Origin of the sequence: Mesorhizobium sp. LNHC209A00, from assembly GCF_000502915.1 — a bacterium.
Classification (GTDB): domain Bacteria; phylum Pseudomonadota; class Alphaproteobacteria; order Rhizobiales; family Rhizobiaceae; genus Mesorhizobium.
In genome coordinates this window covers 125,692-143,993 of the sequence record NZ_AYWT01000017.1, presented here as the reverse complement: position 1 = coordinate 143,993, position 18,302 = coordinate 125,692, and the positions used below count along the sequence as shown (strand labels likewise).

18 protein-coding genes and 1 pseudogene are annotated in these 18,302 nt (G+C 63.4%); 15 read left to right on the top strand and 4 right to left on the bottom strand.

Annotated features, from left to right (window positions below):
- A partial coding sequence (locus tag X739_RS0135545; protein ID WP_031252402.1) for an adenylate/guanylate cyclase domain-containing protein occupies positions 1-497 on the bottom strand: 497 nt, incomplete at its 3' end.
- A 474-nt stretch (positions 498-971) separates the two neighbouring features.
- Here X739_RS0135545 and X739_RS140315 point away from each other — a divergent pair.
- From X739_RS140315 to X739_RS1000000168570, 8 genes and pseudogenes are all read left to right on the top strand, one after another.
- Positions 972-2,186 carry an ROK family transcriptional regulator gene (locus X739_RS140315; RefSeq protein ID WP_031252401.1) on the top strand — a complete coding sequence of 405 codons (1,215 nt, stop codon included), beginning with the start codon at positions 972-974 and terminating at the stop codon, positions 2,184-2,186.
- Complete coding sequence (locus X739_RS140320; RefSeq protein ID WP_023795942.1) at positions 2,183-3,448, top strand: M20/M25/M40 family metallo-hydrolase; 1,266 nt, start codon at positions 2,183-2,185, stop codon at positions 3,446-3,448. The genes X739_RS140315 and X739_RS140320 overlap by 4 nt, the downstream gene beginning before the upstream one ends.
- Positions 3,449-3,480: 32 nt before the next feature.
- Complete coding sequence (locus tag X739_RS140325; protein WP_023795941.1) at positions 3,481-4,542, top strand: substrate-binding domain-containing protein; 1,062 nt, start codon at positions 3,481-3,483, stop codon at positions 4,540-4,542.
- Positions 4,543-4,607: 65 nt separating this feature from the next.
- A complete protein-coding gene (locus tag X739_RS140330; protein WP_031252399.1) occupies positions 4,608-5,669 on the top strand; it encodes a substrate-binding domain-containing protein in 1,062 nt (353 codons plus the stop codon).
- A gap of 34 nt (positions 5,670-5,703) precedes the next feature.
- A complete protein-coding gene (locus tag X739_RS140335) occupies positions 5,704-6,672 on the top strand; it encodes an ABC transporter permease (protein WP_023795939.1) in 969 nt (322 codons plus the stop codon).
- Positions 6,673-6,684: 12 nt separating this feature from the next.
- Positions 6,685-7,884, top strand: a complete 1,200-nt coding sequence (locus tag X739_RS140340) for an alanine racemase (protein WP_023795938.1) — start codon at positions 6,685-6,687, stop codon at positions 7,882-7,884.
- Positions 7,885-7,893: 9 nt separating this feature from the next.
- Positions 7,894-8,637 carry an ATP-binding cassette domain-containing protein gene (locus tag X739_RS140345; RefSeq protein WP_023795937.1) on the top strand — a complete coding sequence of 248 codons (744 nt, stop codon included), beginning with the start codon at positions 7,894-7,896 and terminating at the stop codon, positions 8,635-8,637.
- 55 nt (positions 8,638-8,692) lie between these two features.
- Positions 8,693-8,919 (top strand): annotated as a pseudogene (locus X739_RS1000000168570) (DUF4158 domain-containing protein); the annotation flags it as partial.
- 10 nt (positions 8,920-8,929) lie between these two features.
- Here X739_RS1000000168570 and X739_RS1000000171410 read toward each other — a convergent pair.
- On the bottom strand, positions 8,930-9,178 hold the full coding sequence (locus X739_RS1000000171410) for an HWE histidine kinase domain-containing protein (RefSeq protein ID WP_348625779.1): 249 nt from the start codon (positions 9,176-9,178) through the stop codon (positions 8,930-8,932).
- An 84-nt stretch (positions 9,179-9,262) separates the two neighbouring features.
- On the opposite strand from X739_RS1000000171410, the gene X739_RS140350 reads away from it, so the two are divergent.
- Entirely contained in the window at positions 9,263-10,303 is a 1,041-nt protein-coding gene (locus X739_RS140350; protein WP_023795936.1) for a LacI family DNA-binding transcriptional regulator, read from the top strand.
- Between the two features lie 46 nt (positions 10,304-10,349).
- On the opposite strand, the gene X739_RS140355 is transcribed toward X739_RS140350, so the two are convergent.
- Both X739_RS140355 and X739_RS140360 read right to left on the bottom strand, forming a co-directional pair.
- Entirely contained in the window at positions 10,350-11,384 is a 1,035-nt protein-coding gene (locus tag X739_RS140355) for an L-idonate 5-dehydrogenase (protein WP_023795935.1), read from the bottom strand.
- 14 nt (positions 11,385-11,398) lie between these two features.
- The gene (locus tag X739_RS140360; RefSeq protein WP_051410636.1) at positions 11,399-12,367 is read right to left on the bottom strand and encodes a 2-hydroxyacid dehydrogenase; all 969 of its coding nucleotides are present in this window, start codon (positions 12,365-12,367) and stop codon (positions 11,399-11,401) included.
- A gap of 125 nt (positions 12,368-12,492) precedes the next feature.
- Between X739_RS140360 and X739_RS140365 the strand changes: the two genes are divergently transcribed.
- The 6 genes from X739_RS140365 to X739_RS140390 all read left to right on the top strand — a co-directional run bounded on the left by X739_RS140365 (position 12,493) and on the right by X739_RS140390 (position 18,273).
- Entirely contained in the window at positions 12,493-13,230 is a 738-nt protein-coding gene (locus X739_RS140365) for an SDR family oxidoreductase (protein ID WP_031252396.1), read from the top strand.
- On the top strand, positions 13,199-13,777 hold the full coding sequence (locus X739_RS140370) for a gluconokinase (RefSeq protein WP_031252394.1): 579 nt from the start codon (positions 13,199-13,201) through the stop codon (positions 13,775-13,777). The genes X739_RS140365 and X739_RS140370 overlap by 32 nt, the downstream gene beginning before the upstream one ends.
- Complete coding sequence (locus X739_RS140375) at positions 13,777-14,658, top strand: NAD(P)-dependent oxidoreductase (protein WP_031252393.1); 882 nt, start codon at positions 13,777-13,779, stop codon at positions 14,656-14,658. Before X739_RS140370 ends, X739_RS140375 begins: the two co-directional genes overlap by 1 nt.
- An 80-nt stretch (positions 14,659-14,738) precedes the next feature.
- Positions 14,739-16,235, top strand: coding sequence for a sugar ABC transporter ATP-binding protein (locus tag X739_RS140380; protein ID WP_023795930.1), 1,497 nt, complete (start codon positions 14,739-14,741; stop codon positions 16,233-16,235).
- A gap of 19 nt (positions 16,236-16,254) precedes the next feature.
- Entirely contained in the window at positions 16,255-17,310 is a 1,056-nt protein-coding gene (locus X739_RS140385) for an ABC transporter permease (RefSeq protein WP_023795929.1), read from the top strand.
- Between the two features lie 27 nt (positions 17,311-17,337).
- On the top strand, positions 17,338-18,273 hold the full coding sequence (locus X739_RS140390) for an SMP-30/gluconolactonase/LRE family protein (protein WP_023795928.1): 936 nt from the start codon (positions 17,338-17,340) through the stop codon (positions 18,271-18,273).
- Positions 18,274-18,302: the final 29 nt, after the last annotated feature.

The window sequence follows — 18,302 nt, the reverse complement described above, 5'->3', positions numbered from 1 at the left end:
TACGCGCGAATCGGATCGGCGATGTTCTTGAGGCGCTGCTCGCCAAGACTGGCAAAGCCGACGTCCACCTTGTGGACGGCATGATCGAACGCGGTTCCGGAGATGCAGACCCCGCCTGGCTCGGCCATCGCCTCAAGGCGAGCAGCGATGTTCACGCCATCGCCGTAGATGTCATTTTCCTCGACGATGACGTCGCCGAGATTGACGCCGATGCGAAATTGGATGTGGCGGGCGTCGGAGGGGCCCTGGTCTCGGACAGCCATCCGGCGCTGAATCGCGGCGGCGCACTGGACGGCATCGACGACACTCGCGAATTCTACCAGTGCCCCGTCGCCCATGAGTTTGACCATGCGGCCGCGGAATTCCTCGATCGCAGGGTTGATCAACTCGCGACGGCAACCCTTCAATCGTTCGAGCGTGCCTACCTCGTCCTCGCCCATGAGACGGCTATAGCCAACCACGTCGGCAGCAAGGATCGCGGTAAGCCTTCGCTCCATGTGCGGGTGTCCTGCCTCCCTAGCTCAAAGCTTCGCTGAGCGTATTCGACTGGCGTTTCGAATGCGAGCGTGGTTGGCTTACTGGGCTGGATAATGCAACCACGCCGTTTTTGAAGACATTGCCCACATGGGTTAGCCTTGTGCGAACCGGATGTTGCCGCATGGCGGGTGTGGGTCAAGTCACGACATCGGCTGAAGGTCCGCTATCGTTCTTAACTGGCCACAAGCGGACTTACTGGTCCCGGCCCCATTGCCGCCGCCCAAAATCCACAGGCACGGAATTATTGCGCTCGCAACTTGCCTACCAAGCGACACACAAACTGCCCGCCTTCCGCACGGTGCCAGTTGGCGACGAGACCGCGCTTGGACGGCAAACGACATGACCGATACGATCCGAGACGCGTCCGATACATTGACAAGTTCAATTTCGATTAATAAGTTCGGTCATAGAACGAATTAATCGAGAGGGCTCGATTGACTGACCTTCCGCGCATATCCCGTCAATTCTCACAGCGCTCCGTGATGGAAGCGATCGTCCAGGGCGGGCCGATCTCGCGCGCCTCGATCGCCAAGCTGACCGGCCTGTCGAAGCAGACCATCTCTGAAATCATGCGCGGGCTCGAGCAGGAAGGCTGGGTCCAGGAAACCGGCCGCACCAGCGGCCATGTCGGGCGCACCGCCGTCACCTACGAACTGGTCCACGACGCCGCCTATATCATCGCAGTCGACCTTGGCGGCACCAAAGTGCGGGTCGCGCTGACCGACCTTGCCTGCCAGATCTTTGCCGAAGCCGCCACGCCGACCGATCCGCGCGGTGGCCAGTTCGTCGTCGACCAGATTGCCGCGCTGGCCTTCGATGCCGCCGCCAGACAGCGCGTCGCGCGCAAGAAGATACGCCTCGCCGTGATCGGCGCGCCTGGCGCTCCGGACCCTGCTACCGGCCGCATTCTACTGGCGCCGAACATTGCCGGCTTCGCCACGATGAATGTGCTGGATGCCTTCGAAAAGGCGCTGGGCGTCGCGGTGATGATCGAAAACGACGTCAACCTTGCGGTGCTTGGCGAGAACTGGCTCGGTCGGGGCCAGGGTATCGACAATCTCGCCTATATCGCGCTCGGCACCGGCGTCGGGAGCGGGCTGATGCTGGGCGGCCATCTGGTGCGCGGTGCTGCGCATGCCGCCGGCGAGATCGGCTTCATGCCGATTGGTGCTGATCCCTTCGCGGAGGAATCGCTACGCACCGGCGCCTTCGAACGCGCCGTGGCCACCCACGCCATGACTGATCGCTACCACGCCCTCGCCGGCAGGCAGGTCTCCGTGCCGGCAATATTCGAGAATGCCGCGCGTGGCGACAAGGACGCGCTCGCCGTGCTCGATGATACTGCCCGGCATCTGGCGCAAGGCGTTGCGGCAATTGCGGCGATCGCCAATCCCGAAAAAATCATCCTTGGCGGCGCGATTGGGCTGCGGCCCGAAATGCTGTCCAGGGTGAAGGCGCTTCTGCCGCTATGCTTTCCCTATCCGGTCACGGTCGAGGCGAGCGAACTCGGCGCACGCGCAGCCCTCATTGGCGCGGCGGCAATCGGGCTTGGCCAGTTGCACAACACGCTCTTCGGCGTTGACGCGCCGGATGGCCGGATTTCCCTGCCGCCTGCCCAGGCCGCCGCCCTGAAGGAGGCCGCGATATGACTGACGATATCACCGGCCGGCTGCAGGCAGCGCTCGACCGTGACGATGCGCTAATGCTGTTTCGCGGTGCCATCGCCCGCGAGAGCATCACCGGCAACGAAGCCAACTTCGTCGACTTCCTCGAAGCCAGGATGCGCGATCTTGACCTCAGCGGCCTGACCAGGACGGAATTCCTTTCCGGCCGGCCGAACATCTGGGGCGAGCGCAAAGGCGCGGGCCAAGGAGCCGACCGGGGCAAGCGCCTGCTGTTCATCGGCCATACCGACACCGTCCATGTCGACGGCTGGCGTGAGCATTGGGCAGGCACCGAGCGTGAGGAACCGTTCGCCGCCCCCATCATTGACGGCGCTGTCTGGGGCCGCGGCTCCGGCGACCTCAAGGCCGGCATCACTGCTTCGCTTGCTGCACTCGCGCTGCTCGACAAGGCCGGCATTCGCCTCAAGGGCGACGTCGCCTTTGCTTTCGTCGGCGATGAGGAGAGCGGCCAGCCCGGCACCGGCATTTCCGCCGGGATCAAGCACTTCGTCGGCCGCATCGAGGCAGGCGAGGTCGCCGCCCCCGATTTCACCGTCTATGTCGAACCGACCCGCCTTGCCGTCTATGCGGCTCAGATCGGTTTCTTCATCACTGACATCACGATTACGGGAAGGTCCGCCTATTTCGGCGTGCCTGAACTCGGCAAGGATGCGCTTCGCGCCAGCCATGCCGCGATGACGGCGCTGTGGAAACACTCCGACGAAATCGCCGCTCGCGCCGAGCACAAGCTGGTCGGGCGCGGCTTCCTGCTCATCACCGGCCTGACAGGGGGCGGCTATATCGCCGTGCCCGAGCGTTGCACGCTATCGCTGATCCGCAAGCTGCTGCCGGGCGAGGACCTCGACACCGCCGCCGCCGAGATCGAGGCCACGGTGCGCGGCGCGATCACCGATGCGGAGATGTCGATCGAGTTCGCCTATCCGGCCGGCCGCGACCATAGGCTGGGCGGCACCGCCGCCGAGATCGATGAAACCCGCGCAGAAGTCGCCATGCTCTCCGATGCGATGGCCGGCGCGATGAGCGGACGCGGCGGCATCGAGGGGGCGCCGTTCTGGTCGGAGTCCCCGTTCTTCGTCAACCGGCTCGGCATTCCCGCCGTCTATTGCGCGCCGGGTGATATCAGGAATTGCCACACATTCGAGGAGCACGTCGATGTCGAGGAATATCTCGCCGGCATCGTCGGCTTCGCCGCCTTCATGGCCCGCTACTGCGGGGTGGCCAAGTGATCAACCACCGAAGCAAAAATGGGAGAACTGACATGCTGATGAAGAAACTGGTCGCCGCCGTCTTTGCCGGCGGACTGTTGCTGGCCGCCAACCCGGTCGTTGCGCAGACGGTCGGCCCGCAGGGCGAAGCCGCCACGCCAAGCGCCGACGTGACGCTGAGCGATGCCGACATCGCCGCCCTCAAGGACAAGGGCTACAAGGCGGCGCTGCTCTGGCATACCTCCTCCGACTTCACCAATGCGGTGACATCAGGCGCCACCGACGAGTTCGCTCGCGCCGGCATCACCATTGCGGTGAAGACGGATGCCCAGTTCGACGCTGCCCGCCAGCGCAGCGACATCGAGACGGCTTTGGCCGCCAAGCCGAACGTCATCCTGGCGCTGCCGCTCGACCCGGCCACCTCGGCCGAAGCTTTCCGACAGGCGGTCAAGGACGGCACCAAGCTGGTGTTCCTGTCCAACCTGCCCAAGGACTACAAGCAAGGCACAGACTACGCCTCGATCGTCACGGACGATCTGTTCCAGATGGGCAAGCAGGCGGCAGATGCGATGGCCAAGGCCATCGGCGGCAAGGGCCAGGTCGGCTACATCTTCCACGATGCCAGCTATTACGTCACCAACCAGCGCGACAAGGCCTTCAAGACCACCATCGAGAAGGACTACCCTGATATCAAGATCGTCGCCGAACAGGGCATTTCCGATCCGGCCCGCGCCGAGGAACTGGCCAATGCCATGCTGCTGCAGCATCCCGATCTCGACGGCGTCTACGTGACCTGGGCCGAGCCGGCCGACGGCGTGCTTTCGGCGCTGCGTGGCGCCGGCAACACCAAGACGAAGATCGTCACGCTCGACCTCGCCGAGCCGGTGGCGCTCGACATGGTCAAGGGCGGCAATGTCGCAGCACTCGTCGCCGACAAAGCCTATGAACTCGGCCGCGCCATGGCTGCTGCCGGCATGAAGTCGCTGCTCGGCCAGTCGACACCAGCCTTCGTCGTCGCTCCGGCGCTGACCGTGACCAAGGAGAATGTCGCGCAGGGCTGGAAGGACTCACTCAACCGCGAGGCGCCGCAGCCGGTGCTCGACGCAGCAAAGTAAGGCTCTCGCTCCGGTACGGCCCGCCGCACGGAGCTTTTCTTCGACCCAACAAAAAGGGAACTGACATGCGCAAAGCATCTGTAATCATGACTGCCGTGGCGAGCCTGTTTGCCATGCACGCCTTCGCCGCTGAAGGGGTCACCACAGGGCCGAATGGTGAAAAGCCGGTGCCAGCGAGAAGTCTTACGCTGACGGAGGCCCAAGAGCAGCAGATCAAGGACGGCAAGTTTACGGCCGCCCTCGTCTGGCACGAGATGAGCGAATACACCAACGCCGTCAACGCCGGCGCCCGTGACGAGTTCAAGCGCCTCGGCATCGAGGTGGTCGCGCAGACCGATGCCGGTTTCGACGCCGCGCGACAGAAGGCCGATCTCGAGACGGTGATGGCCAAAAAGCCGTCGATCATCCTGTCGCTTCCCGTCGACCCGGCAACCGCAGCTTCGGTGTACGATCCGGCCCGCCACGCCGGCGTCAAGCTCGGCTTCGTCGACAATTGCCCGGCCGGCTACAAGCAGGGCACGGATTACGTCACCATCGTTTCCGACGATCTCTTCCAGATGGGCAACAAGGCCGGCATCGCTATGGCCGAGGCGCTCGGCAAGAAGGGCAAGGTCGGCTACATCTTCCACGATGCCGATTTCTACGTCACCAACCAGCGCGACCAGGCCTTCAAGAAGACCATCCAGCAGGACTATCCTGATATGAAGATCGAGGCCGAGGCCGGCATGGCCGACCCGGCGCGCAGCGAAGACATTGCCCAGGCGATGATCACCCAGCATCCGGACCTAGACGGCGTCTATGTCACCTGGGCCGAACCGGCGCTGAGCGTGCTCTCGGCCTTGCGCGGCGCCGGCAATAGCCACACCAAGATCGTAACACTCGACCTCAACGAGCCTGCCGCGCTCGACATGGTCAAGGGCGGCAACATCGCGGCCCTTGTCGCCGACGAGGCCTACAGCATCGGCGTGACGCTGGCGCGCGCCTCGGCAGGCTCGCTGGTCGGCAACAAGGCCGAGCCATTCTATGCCGTTGATTCCATCGCCGTCACCAAGGACACGGTGAAGGACGGTTGGAAGAAGTCCCTCAACAGGGACGTACCAGCGGCCATCGCGGACGCAATGAAATAGGCTCAAGGCGAAGCGCTCTCACCGGAGGGATAAAATGTCCAGTGCCAACACCAGTGCCGGTGGCAGCTTCGCCAGCCGCTTCAATCTGCAGCAATATGTCGTCTACCTCGGTTTCCTGGCGATCTTCCTGTTCTTCGCCATTGTGCTGAGAGACAGCGGCTTCCTGACCGTCCGCAATTTATCGAACATCGTGTTGCAGACGACGCCGGTGACGATCATGGCCATCGGCCTCGTCTTCGTCATGTCGGCCGGTGAAATCGATTTGTCGATCGGCTCGATCGTGGCGGTGGCGGCCCTTGCAGCCGCCGTCACCATCAACGCTTACGGCATGCCGGCAGGCATCGTCGCCGGCCTCGGCGCCGGCCTGCTTATCGGCGTCATCAACGGCGTCCTCGTCGCCTATGCCAGGCTGCCCTCCTTCCTGGTGACGCTGGCGACGCTTGGCCTGTTCGCCGGCGTTTCCCGATCGATGACAGACCTGCGCTCGATCTCGGTGACCAACGAAGCCTTCACCGGCTTCTTCGGTTCCGGCTCGCTCCTCGGTATCCCCTCACTGGTCTGGTGGTCGGTAATTGCCGTCACCATCGGCCACTTGGTGTTCCGCGAAACCCGTTTCGGCGCGCATGTGCTGGCGACCGGTGACAATGCCCGCGCCGCAAGCGTGTCGGGCATTAGCGTGCCCAGGATCAGGCTCGCCGTGCTGACCATCAGCGGCGGGCTGGCCGGCCTTGCCGGCCTGCTCTATGCTGGTCGCCTGCAGGCGGCGAAATATACGCTCGGCGAAACCGACCTGATGACGGTCATCGCCGCCGTCATCGTCGGCGGCACGCTGCTCAATGGCGGCAAGGGATCCGTGGTCGGCGCGCTGGTCGGCTCGCTGATGATGGGCATGCTCAACAACGGCCTGATCCTGATGGGCCTGTCGGTCTCCGACCAGATGATCGTGCGCGGCCTCATTATCCTGACCGCCGTCGCCGTGTCGCTGCGCGAAAAATCCCGCTGAAGGAAGCCATCCATGTTTCTCGACGTTCTGCGCCGCCGCAACCCCGCTTTCATTGAAGCAGCTATGCGGTTGCACCAGCAAGGTAAGCTGCCGGCCAATGCTTATGTGCTGGATCTAGACACGGTTGAGGCCAATGCGCGGATTCTCAAGGACGAAGCCAGCCGCAACGGCCTGAAGATCTTCGCCATGACCAAGCAGGTCGGCCGCTCCTCGTCGTTCTGCCGGGCGGTGACGCGCGGCGGCATCGACCGCGCGGTCGCCGTTGACATGGCCTGCGCCCGTGCCACCCACAAGGCAGGCATGAAGCTTGGCCATCTCGGCCATCTCCAGCAGGTCGCAAAATTCGAAGCGGCGGCTGCGGCGAAAACCTTCAAGCCGGACTACTGGACCGTGTTCAACGATGCCAAGGCTGGGGAAGCGGCGGCAGGCGCCAAGGCGGCCGGCTATGTGCAGGAGCTGCTGGCTCGCATAGCGGCGGAAGGCGACATTTTCTACCGCGGCCATGAAGGCGGCTTCGACGCCGCCGACATCGTCGATGTCGCCGACCGCCTCGATGCACTGGCCGGCGGCCGCTTCGCCGGCATCACCACTTTCCCTGCTTTGCTGTTCGACCATGCCTCGCGAAAAGTGCTGCCAACCCCCAATCTGGCGACGCTCGCCAACGCGGCCGAAGCGCTGGCCAAGACAGGCCGCAAGGGCATCGAGATCAACGCGCCGGGCACCACCTCGAGCGTTATGCTGGCGGCACTCGCCGAAGCAGGCGCGACCCAGTGCGAGCCCGGCAATGGACTGCATGGCACCACGGCGCTGCATGTCATGGAAGATTTGCCGGAGCTGCCGGCGGTGCTCTATCTCACCGAGGTCTCGCATCTCTCGGGCGGCAAGGCCTATTGCCTTGGCGGCGGCTTCTACATCGACCCGATCTTCCCCGACTATGACGTCAAGGCAATCGTCTCGGCCGAGCCGACGACGGCAGGCTCGGCACTGCGCAGCGTCGAGGTGCCGCCGCCCTCGGCGATCGACTATTACGCCATGATTGATGCCGCCGGCGCGAACGCGCCAAAGCCTGGCGACAGCGCCGTGTTCGGCTTCCGTGGCCAGGCCTTCGTCACCCGCGCCCATATTGTCGGCATCTCGGGCATTTCGACGGGCAATCCGAAAGTGGAAACCATCGAGAACGGGTTCGGTGAACCCTATGCCTGGCCCGTCTAGGAGAAACACATGACCTTGAGCGCGCCCATCCTTCAGCTGCAGGACATTCGCAAGAATTTCGGCGGCATCACCGCGATCGAGAGCTTCTCGCTCCAGGTTTTCCCGGGCGAGATCGTTGCACTTGTCGGCGACAACGGCGCCGGCAAGTCGACGCTGGTCAAGATCATCTCGGGCGTCCACCCGCCTTCTTCCGGCACCATCATCATCGAAGGAAAACCGGTGACGATGTCGAACGCCACCATGGGGCGCTCGCACGGAATCGAGGTCGTCTACCAGGACCTGGCGCTGGCCGACCAGCAGACGGTCTACATGAACATGTTCCTCGGCCGCGAGCCGCTGAACCGCCTCGGTCTGCTCGACCGCCGCCGCATGATCGACGAGACCGAGAAACTGGTGAAGGAACTGGACGTGCGCATCCCCTCCGCCCACGCCACTATTCGTGATCTCTCCGGCGGCCAGCGCCAGGGCGTTGCGATCGCGCGCGCCACGCATTGGGCAAGCAAGCTGATCCTGCTGGATGAGCCGACAGCGGCGCTGGGCGTTGCCGAAACCGCCCGGGTGGAGGCTATCGTCCAGTCGCTGAAGCAGCGCAATGTCGGCATCCTGATCATCAGCCACAGCCTCGACCAGGTCTTCAAGCTCTCGGATCGCATCTGCGTGCTGAGGCGTGGCAAGCAGATTGGAATTCGCGAGACCGCGAAGACCGATAAGAACGAGATCATTGCCATGATCACTGGCCTGCAGCAGCAATAGCAGGAACTATCTCTGAGAGCCTCCCGCCAGGGCAACACCAAGTGCCTCACGCAGCGCGCTCATCCGACACTATTCGTTGTTGTCGGCTGACAGGCTTGAGATTGGACTTTCAGACGAGAACACAATCAGCTCGGATTTGCCGTTCAGCTCTGCCTGATGCGATATCCGGGCAGGGTGTTAGCGGCCGATGAAACTCCGCCTCGCGCAATGTTAAAGTACGTTGCTGAGCAGATTGGCGTCGACGCTGGAAAGTTTGCGCTCTATGCACGCCGTGAAGAAACGGCCAATGCACTCAGCCTCTCCTTCTTGTGCTCGCGCAAATGCTCCATATCAAGGTAGCGGCGAATACGGCGAAGCTGCAATGCGGCACCGCCATCAGCAATTCGAAAAGGTTGGCGCCCTTCCAATCGGCCGATACCAGAAGGTCGTGTGAGGACGAAAGCGCGATGATCCGCTGCCGGACTTCGCGACAAAGGCCATAGCCGCAGGCTCTAAAGCTGGACTGTTTCCCAAGGGAAGTGGCTCCAAACCTTCTTGTGATCGCTATCTGATATCGATAACATGGGGCGCAAGTCGCTGGGTCTAGCGAATGTTAGATGGCTGGGATGTACTGTGGAGCAGTGTGATGGCCAAGGCGGCATCCTCGGGGTCAATAGAAAGCCACACCCCGACGATGGTCGACGTGGCGCTGCGGGCCGGTGTGTCGACCATGACGGTGTCGCGCGCCTTGAAGGAAGGCAGCCGGGTTTCCAATGCCACGCGCGAAAAGATCATGGCGGCGGTCAACGACCTGGGCTACGTGCTCGACCAGTCGGCCGGCAGTCTGTCCTCGCGCAAGACGGGGTTCGTCGCCGCGATCGTCCCTTCGATCAACAATTCCAACTTCGCCGACACGGCGCGCGGCATCACGGACGAGCTTGAAAGCACTGGGCTCCAGCTCTTGCTCGGCTACACCGACTATACGGTCGAGAAGGAGGAACAACTGATCGAGGCGATGCTGCGCCGGCGGCCCGAAGGCATCATCCTGACGGGCGGGGCGCATACAGACCGCGCCCGCCGCCTTCTGAAAAGCGCCGGCATTCCCGTGGTCGAAACCTGGGAGTTGCCGGCAAAGCCCATCGATCAGGTGGTCGGGTTCTCTAACGAAGAGGCGATGGGGCTGCTGGTCAAGACGCTCGCAAAAAAGGGCTACCGGAAGTTCGGTTATATCGGCGGCACGACCTCGCGCGACACGCGCGGCAGCCAGCGGCGCGAAGGCTTCGTCAGGGCCATCGAGGAACTTGGCCTGCCGACCGGCCGGCTCGTTTCCTTCGGCGTGCCGCCGATCTCCATCGAGCAAGGCGGCCAGGCTGTCGTCAGCATGCTGGAACGCTGGCCGGACACCGAGGCCGTGCTTTGCGTCTCCGATCTTTCGGCCTTCGGTGCGCTTATGGAATGCAAGCGCCGGGGCATGCGAGTGCCGCAGGACATCGCGATTGCCGGCTTCGGCGACTATGAGGTCGCCGCTTTCTGCTATCCCGGCATCACCACCGTGAATGTGGACTGCTACGGCATCGGGCAACAGGCTACCCGAAGATTGATCAAGGTGATCCGCGGCGACGAGAAACGCAACGGCCAAGAGATCGTCCTGACCGGCTATCGCGTTGTCGAGCGCGAAAGCACCTGAGGGTCTTCTGTTCCGAAAACCAGTTCCCACTTCTGCGGATCATGCTCTAATTGAAAGCGATCTGGACCTTCATCGACTTGTTTCGGTCACCGGCGATCTCGAAAGCCGCAACCGCCTCATCGAGAGGATAAATGCCGGTCAGCAGCAGTTTGACATCCACCCGGCGACGGTTGATCAGATCGACGGCGAGCGCGAACTCGTCGTGGAAGCGGAAGCTACCGCGCATCTCGATCTCTTTGGCGACGATCAGGTTCTGCGGGATCGACACGTCGCCGCCGAGGCCGAGCTGCATCAGCACGCCGCGCGGCTTCAGGACATCGAGGCCGGACCGCATGGCGCGTTCGTTGCCGGAGGCTTCGAACATGACGTCGAAACTGCCCTTGTCGACATTGTAGGCCGCGAGCTTTTCGACGTCGGTCGCGACATTGATCGTGCGGTCAGCGCCGATCTCCACGGCCTTTGTCAGCACGCCGTCCACGACATCAGTGGCGACGATTTCACGCGCGCCGTGGGCCCTGGCTGCCAGGATGCAAAGCGCGCCGATCGGACCGCAGCCGGTAACCAGAACGCGCTTGCCGAGCAGCGAGCCAGCACGATTCATGGCATGCAGCGTCACCGCAAAGGGCTCGGCGAAAGCGGCTTCGTTGATGGAGACATGGTCAGCTATTCTGTGGCACTGCCACGCCTCGGCTACCAGGCGCTGGCGGAACGCCCCCTGGATGTGCGGCATCGGCATGGCGCTGCCGTAGAAGCGCATGTTCAGGCACTGGTTCTGCATTCCTTGCAGGCAGAAGCGGCAGGCATTGCAGGGGCGGCTGGGCGAGACGGCGACGCGGTCGCCGATGGCAAGCGCGGAAACGCCGCCGCCGATGGCCTTCACCGTGCCGGCAACCTCGTGGCCGAGGATCATCGGCTCGCGCAGGCGGATCGCGCCGAAGCCGCCATGGTTGTAGTAGTGCAGATCCGAGCCGCAGATGCCGCCGGCTTCGACAGCGATTTCGACCTGCCCATCGCCGAGGACGCCTGGATCGGTCTCTTCGATCCTCAGGTCCTTTGCGGCGTGGATGACGATCGACTTCATAGGGTGATCCTTTCTCAGACGACCGGCGTCAGCAAGGTCTGCCCACTGAAATGGGCCGCGAGATTGTCGCGAACCAGCTGACCCATGGCCTTGCGGGTCTCCACCGTGCCGCTGCCATGGTGCGGTTGCAGCACAACGTTGGAGAGCTTTCCGAAGCGCTCGTCGATCCTCGGTTCGTTCCAGAACACGTCGAGCCCGGCGCCCTTGATCGCACCGCATTCCAGCGCGGCAAGCAGCGCGGTCTCGTCGACGGTGCTGCCGCGCGATATGTTGATCAAGATGCCGTCCGGCCCGAGCGCTGCCAGAACCTGTGCATCGACGATGTTCTTGGTGCCTTCGCCACCGGCCAGGGTCACGATCAGGAACTCACTCTGGCGTGCCATCTCAACCAGATCGCCGACGAAGTCGTAAGGCAGGTCGTCGTGTCTGCGGGTGCTGAAATAGGCGATCTCGCAGTCGAAGGCAGCCGCGCGCCGGGCCACGGCCATGCCGATGCGGCCCATGCCGACAATGCCCAGCCTTTTTCCGTAAACGCGCGTCACCAGCGGCATGTTGGCCTGGCGCCAGCTGCCATCGCGCACATAGGCATCGGCCTGCGGAATCTGGCGCGCCACGGCGAGCAGCAGGCCGATGCCGATATCGGCCACATCCTCGGTCAGCACGTCGGGGGTGTTGGTGACGCGGATGCCGTTTCCCCTGGCGTAGGCAAGGTCGATGGCGTCGGTGCCCATGCCGTAGCAGGAGACGATTTCGAGCTTCGGCAATTTCGCCATCAGCGCGGCACTGGCGCCAAGCTCGCCGCGCGTCGCAATGGCGCGGATGGCGCCGGCATGGCTTGAGATCAGTGCGCCCTTGTCGTCAGCCTGCCAAAGCTTGTGGACGCGATATTTCGCTTCGAGGTCTGCCATGTCCCAGTCCGGATAGGGACCGGTCATCAATATGTCGGTCACGGCATCGTCTCCCGCGCAACTGCATTTTTCCATTGACTATGTTATCGATAACATTCATGTCAATAGGCACTGGCGGCGGCACGGCGGAAATCGTATCCCGCTTCAGGGACATTCCTCGGGAGGAGCACGTGAGCAGTTCGTTGTTCGATTTGACCGGCATGCGGGCGCTGGTCACCGGTTCGGGGCAGGGCATCGGGCTGGCCTTGGCGGAGGGGCTGGCGCAGCACGGCGCCGAAATCGTGCTCAACGGCCGCAGCGGCGAAAAGGTCAGAGCAGCCGCGGATGCGCTGGCGGCGAAGGGATACAAGGCCCATAGCGCAGTCTTCGACGTCACCGATCACGCGGCGGTGGCCAATGGCGTTGCCGAGATCGAGGCGACGATCGGCGCCATCGACATCCTCATCAACAATGCCGGCATGCAGTTCCGCATGCCGCTTGAGGATTTTCCCGCTGACAAATGGGACGAATTGCTGCGCACCAACATCTCCAGCGTGTTCTTTGTCGGGCAAGCGGTGGCGCGGCACATGATCCCGCGCAAGCGCGGCAAGATCATCAACATCGCCTCGGTGCAAAGCGAGCTGGCGCGGACCAACATCGCGCCCTATACGGCCACGAAAGGCGCGGTGCGCAACCTGACGCGCGGCATGTGCGCCGACTGGGCCAAGCATGGCTTGCAGATCAATTCCATCGCGCCGGGCTACTTCAAGACGCCGCTCAACCAAGCGCTGGTTGACAATCCCGAATTTTCAGCCTGGCTGACCAACCGCACGCCAGCAGGACGCTGGGGCGACGTCGGCGAACTGGTCGGGGCGGCGGTGTTTCTGGCCGGACCGGCCTCATCCTTTGTCAATGGACACACGCTCTATGTCGACGGTGGCATCACGACCTGTCTTTGAACCCGCGCTCATTGTCGTGATGGGCGTCAGTGGCTGCGGCAAGACCGAAGTTGGCGTCGAGATCGCCGCGCGGCTTGGTATCGCCTTCGTCGAAGGCGATACGCTGCATCCGCGCGGCAATGTCGAAAAAATGTCGGCGGGCATACCGCTTGCCGACGACGATCGCTGGCCGTGGCTGGACCTGGTCGGCGCGGCCTTGCGCCAGGCGCGTGAGGAGGGCCGCGGGCTCGTCGTCTCTTGCTCGGCGTTGAAGAAGTCCTATCGCGATCGACTTCGCCATGTGGCGGGCGGGCCGCTCTTTTTTGTATTCCTGGAGGGATCACGCTCGCTGCTGCAAGCCAGGCTCGCCGCGCGTCGCGACCACTTCTTCCCGCCGGCGCTGCTCGACAGCCAGTTCGCGGCGCTGGAATATCCTGGCGACGAAAAGCTGGTGGTTACAGTGGACATCGACGCCACCATCGACAGGATTGCCGATGCCACATTGCAAGGGCTGGGCGCCTTTGGGATCGCCACCGCCAGGATCAAGGAAAGAGGCTCGTTAAGATGATGCAAGCTGCAAAAGTCGCCGTAGTCGGCGCCGGCATCATGGGGTCGGCAATCGCCACCCGCCTGATCGAGGCCAGGCAGGCGGTCACGGTGTTCGATCTGGACGAGGCCAAGGTCGCCGCCCTGACCGCGAAGGGCGCGGCTGCCGTGGCGTCGGTCGCCGAGGCAACACGAGCGAACGAGTTCGTCATCCTCAGTCTCAACCATGCCGATATCGTGCGTTCGGGGGTGTTCGGCGATGCCGGTGTCGCGGCTGCGGCATCATCCGACAAACTGCTGATCGACATGTCATCGATCGACCCGGCCGACACTGCGCAAATGGCGAAGAAGCTCGCGGCCGAGACCGGTATGAAATGGCTCGACTGCCCGCTGTCGGGCGGCGTTCCCGGCGCGCTGGCCGGCCGGCTGACGGTCATGGCGGGCGGTGACGCCGCAGATTTCGAACGCGCACGCACGGTGATGCAACATCTCTGCGCCAACTACACGCTGATGGGGCCGAGCGGGGCAGGGCAGACGACCAAGTTGATCAACCAGCTGTTCTGTGCGGTGCTGTTCCAGGCCGTTGCCGAGGCGGTGAAACTCGCCGAAGCCGGCGGCGTCGATCCGAAGGCAATTCCGGCCGCACTCAAGGGCGGGCGTGCCGATTCCAGCATCATGCAGGAGTTCATGGAAAAATTCGCCGCTCGCGATTTTTCAGCCACCGGTCGCATCGACAACATGCTGAAGGACCTGGATTCGCTGCAGGCCTTTGCGCTGAAAACCAAGACGCCGATGCCGATGACCGCGCAGGTAGTCGAGATCCACCGCCTGCTCTGCGCCGCTGGACTGGGGCCAAGGGATTCGGCCGAAATGATGCGCCTGCTCGACGGCAAGACCAGCTAAGCGGCGATGCCTGATTTTGTCGCTTGACGCTCAGAAATGTTATCGATAACATTCTCTGGCGATCTCGGGAGGAACGCTCCGTGACTGAAGAAAAACTGATCGAGTTCAAGTCGATTACGAAGGAGTTCGGCGGCACCCGCGCGCTCTCCGACGTGTCGCTCGATCTGCACAACGGCGAGATCCTGGCACTGCTCGGCGAGAATGGCGCCGGCAAGTCGACGCTCATCAAGACGCTGGCCGGCATCTACCGCCCCGATGGCGGCAGCATCCTGTTTCGCGGCGAGCCCTATCACCACCGCCCGCCGCGGCCGAACCAGCGCCAGTCCGTCGCCTTCATTCACCAGGATCTCGGTCTGATCGAATGGATGACCGTCGGCGAAAATGTCGGTCTCGCCCAGGGATTTTCGCTGCGCTCTGGCCTCATCGACTGGCGCTCCACCGAAAAGCGGGCGCACGAGGCGCTGAAGCTGGTCGGTTGCGATTTCGATCCGACGACCCGCGTTCAGGATCTGACCCGCACCGAGAAATCGCTGGTCGCCATCGCCCGCGCTCTTGCCACCGAGGCCGATGTGCTGGTGCTCGATGAGCCGACCGCCAGCCTGCCGGCCGACGAGGTCGACCGCCTGTTCGACGCCATCCGTCCGCTCAAGCAACGCGGCGTCGGCATGATCTATGTCTCGCACCGCCTCGACGAGATTTTCCGCATCGCCGACCGCGTCGCCGTGCTGCGCGATGGCAGGCTGGTCGGGGAGAAGAAGGTCGCCGACACCAGACCCGACGAGCTGGTCGAGATGATCGTCGGCCGTCCGGTCAGCCAGGTTTTCAGCAAGGCTCAGACGCAGGCCGGCGAGACGGTCTGCACTGTCCGTGACCTGGTCTGCGCCGGAGCCGGCCCGGTGTCGTTCGACGTGCGCAAGGGCGAGTTGCTCGGCCTGGTCGGACTGCGTGGCGCCGGGCAGGAGCTGGTCGGCCGGACGCTCTTCGGTTGCCAGGCCTTTTCCGGCTCGGTGACGATCAATGGCGTTACGCCCGATCTGTCGAGCCCGATCGCTGCGATGTCGGCCGGCGTCGGCCTCATCGCACGCGACCGGACGGAGGAATCGATCGCGGCCTCCTTGTCGATCCGCGAAAACAGTTTCCTCAATCCCGGCGCCGGCAAGCGCAGCCTGTTTTCCTTCTTGGCGACGCACAAGGAAGCAGCACTCGCTCAAGCCATCGGTGCCTCGGTTGGTTTGCGCCCCAACGATCCGAACCTGCCGATCGAGGCCCTGTCTGGCGGCAACCAGCAGAAGGTGGTCGTCGGCCGCTGGCTCCACACCGGGCGTACATTGCTGATCGCAGAAGATCCGACCGCCGGCGTCGATGTCGGCGCCAAGGCCGAGATCTATCGGCTGATCGGCCGCGCGCTTGAAGCCGGCCTCGCCGTTGTCGTGGTGTCGACCGATTTCGAGGAGATTGCCCATATCTGCCACCGCGCCCTGGTGTTTTCGCGCGGACAGATCGTGCGCGAACTCACCGGCGACAACCTGACCACATCCGCCGTGATCACCGCGGCATCGGCTTCCGAAGCCGCCTGATTTTTCTGGGAGCGAACCCATGCAATCGATCGAATCCAGCGCACTCGAACCGACCCGCGGCGAAATGGCGGGTTTATCGTTGGGGCAGAAGATCACCCGGCTGCTGCCGGTCTACGGGTTGGTGATCCTGATGGCGCTGCTGATCCTTTTGTTTTCGATCCTGCTGCCGAACACCTTTCCGACGCTGCTCAATTTGCGCTCGATCATATCCGACAAGGCGATCATCGCGCTGCTGTCGCTGGCGGCGATGATCCCGATGGCGTCCGGGCGCATCGACCTCACCGTCGGCTACGGCATCGTGCTGTGGCACATCCTCGCCATCAGCCTGCAGACCATGTTCGGCGTTCCGTGGCCGCTGGCGGTGATCATCGTGCTGCTTCTGGGTGCTGCGACCGGCTTCCTCAACGGACTGCTGGTCGAAATCGCCCGTATCGACTCGTTCATCGCCACGCTCGGCACTGGCACAGTGCTCTACGCGCTGGCGCTATGGCACACTGGCGGCCGGCAGGTTGTCGGCGTGCTGCCGAACGGGTTCTACGCGCTCAATGGCACGATGGTGTTCGGGCTGCCGATCACCGGCCTCTATGTTTTGGCGATTGCCGTCGCGCTGTGGACCATCCTCGAATATCTGCCGATCGGGCGCTACGTCTATGCTATCGGCGCCAATCCGAAGGCCGCGGCGCTGAACGGCATTCCGGTGCGCCGCTTCGTCATCGGCGCCTTCATCTCATCGGGTTTCCTGACGGCGCTGACAGGCGTGCTGCTTGCCTCCAAGCTGCGTATCGGCCAGGCCAGCGTCGGGTTGGAATATCTGCTGCCGGCCCTGGTCGGCGCCTTTCTCGGGTCGACCACCATCAAGCCGGGACGCGTCAATGTCTGGGGCACGATGACGGGCGTCGTCATCCTGGCGGTCGGCATTTCCGGCATCCAGCAGTTCGGCGGCTCGTTCTTCGTCGAACCGCTGTTCAACGGCGTGACGCTGCTCGTCGCCATCGGCATCGCCGGCTACGCCCAGCGCAAGCGCGGCGCCGCGCACCGGGCCAGGACCAAGACCGTGGCGCAGTCCTCGAACTGACCAGCCGAACCATCCCGGGTTCATGACATGAGCGACTACGAGATTCTGGACGACCGCTTCCGAAAGCTGACGATCGGGCATGCCAAGCTCGAACGGCTGTGGACCGGCAGCCGCTGGGCGGAGGGGCCGGTCTACGTTCCCTCAGCAAAGCATTTGCTGTGGTCGGATATCCCTAACGACCGGTTGTTGCGCTACGACGAGAGCGACGGCTCGGTCAGTGTCTTCGAAACCCCTTGCAACAACCAGAACGGCCACACGCTTGATGGCGAAGGCCGCGTCGTCGCCTGCGAACATCGTGGCCGGCGCATCTCCCGGCTCGAGCATGACGGGCGCTGGCAGCCGCTTGTCGAAGCGATCAATGGCAAGCGGTTCAATTCGCCGAACGATGTGGTGGTCAAATCCGATGGGACGATCTGGTTCACCGACCCGGTCTACGGCATCGACAGCCACTATGAAGGCATGATTGCTCGGCCGGAGATCGGCGCGTCGCATGTTTACCGATTCGACGAAGCAACCGGCGACGTGGCAGCCGTCATTACCGATCTGGTGCAGCCGAACGGGCTGGCCTTTTCACCCGACGAGAGCATCCTCTTTGTGTCGGATACCGGCGCAAGCCATGTTCAGGGCCTGCCGCGGGCGATCAAGACCTATGATGTCGCCGCGGACGGACGCTCGCTGCGGTCGCACGGCACGCTCGCCGAATGCGAGGCAGGATTTTTCGACGGGTTCCGCGTCGATCGCGATGGCAACATGTGGGCCTCCAGTGCCGATGCGGTTCGCGTCTACGCGCCGGACGGGACGCTGATCGGGCGCATCCTGGTCCCCGAAATCGTCTCCAATTTGTGCTTCGGCGGTCCGAAGCGCAACCGGCTCTACATCACCGCGCAGACGTCGCTTTATTCCATCTATGTCAACGCGCATCCAGCCGGTTTGGGCCCGGTCGCTGGGCATGTCAGTCAGTGACCTGGCGCCCGAAGTCGAGTTCCGGAAGA

Excerpts from the sequence above, each read along its gene's own strand:
- X739_RS140335 (WP_023795939.1), top strand. The coding sequence starts at position 5,704 with ATGTCCAGTGCCAACACCAGTGCCGGTGGCAGCTTCGCCAGCCGCTTC.
- X739_RS140390 (WP_023795928.1), top strand. The coding sequence starts at position 17,338 with ATGAGCGACTACGAGATTCTGGACGACCGCTTCCGAAAGCTGACGATC.
- X739_RS140320 (WP_023795942.1), top strand. The coding sequence starts at position 2,183 with ATGACTGACGATATCACCGGCCGGCTGCAGGCAGCGCTCGACCGTGAC.
- X739_RS140350 (WP_023795936.1), top strand. The coding sequence starts at position 9,263 with ATGGCCAAGGCGGCATCCTCGGGGTCAATAGAAAGCCACACCCCGACG.
- X739_RS140325 (WP_023795941.1), top strand. The coding sequence starts at position 3,481 with ATGCTGATGAAGAAACTGGTCGCCGCCGTCTTTGCCGGCGGACTGTTG.
- X739_RS140330 (WP_031252399.1), top strand. The coding sequence starts at position 4,608 with ATGCGCAAAGCATCTGTAATCATGACTGCCGTGGCGAGCCTGTTTGCC.
- X739_RS140340 (WP_023795938.1), top strand. The coding sequence starts at position 6,685 with ATGTTTCTCGACGTTCTGCGCCGCCGCAACCCCGCTTTCATTGAAGCA.
- X739_RS140370 (WP_031252394.1), top strand. The coding sequence starts at position 13,199 with ATGTCGACGGTGGCATCACGACCTGTCTTTGAACCCGCGCTCATTGTC.
- X739_RS140365 (WP_031252396.1), top strand. The coding sequence starts at position 12,493 with ATGCGGGCGCTGGTCACCGGTTCGGGGCAGGGCATCGGGCTGGCCTTG.
- X739_RS140355 (WP_023795935.1), bottom strand. The coding sequence starts at position 11,384 with ATGAAGTCGATCGTCATCCACGCCGCAAAGGACCTGAGGATCGAAGAG.
- X739_RS140385 (WP_023795929.1), top strand. The coding sequence starts at position 16,255 with ATGCAATCGATCGAATCCAGCGCACTCGAACCGACCCGCGGCGAAATG.
- X739_RS140345 (WP_023795937.1), top strand. The coding sequence starts at position 7,894 with ATGACCTTGAGCGCGCCCATCCTTCAGCTGCAGGACATTCGCAAGAAT.
- X739_RS140375 (WP_031252393.1), top strand. The coding sequence starts at position 13,777 with ATGCAAGCTGCAAAAGTCGCCGTAGTCGGCGCCGGCATCATGGGGTCG.
- X739_RS140360 (WP_051410636.1), bottom strand. The coding sequence starts at position 12,367 with ATGGAAAAATGCAGTTGCGCGGGAGACGATGCCGTGACCGACATATTG.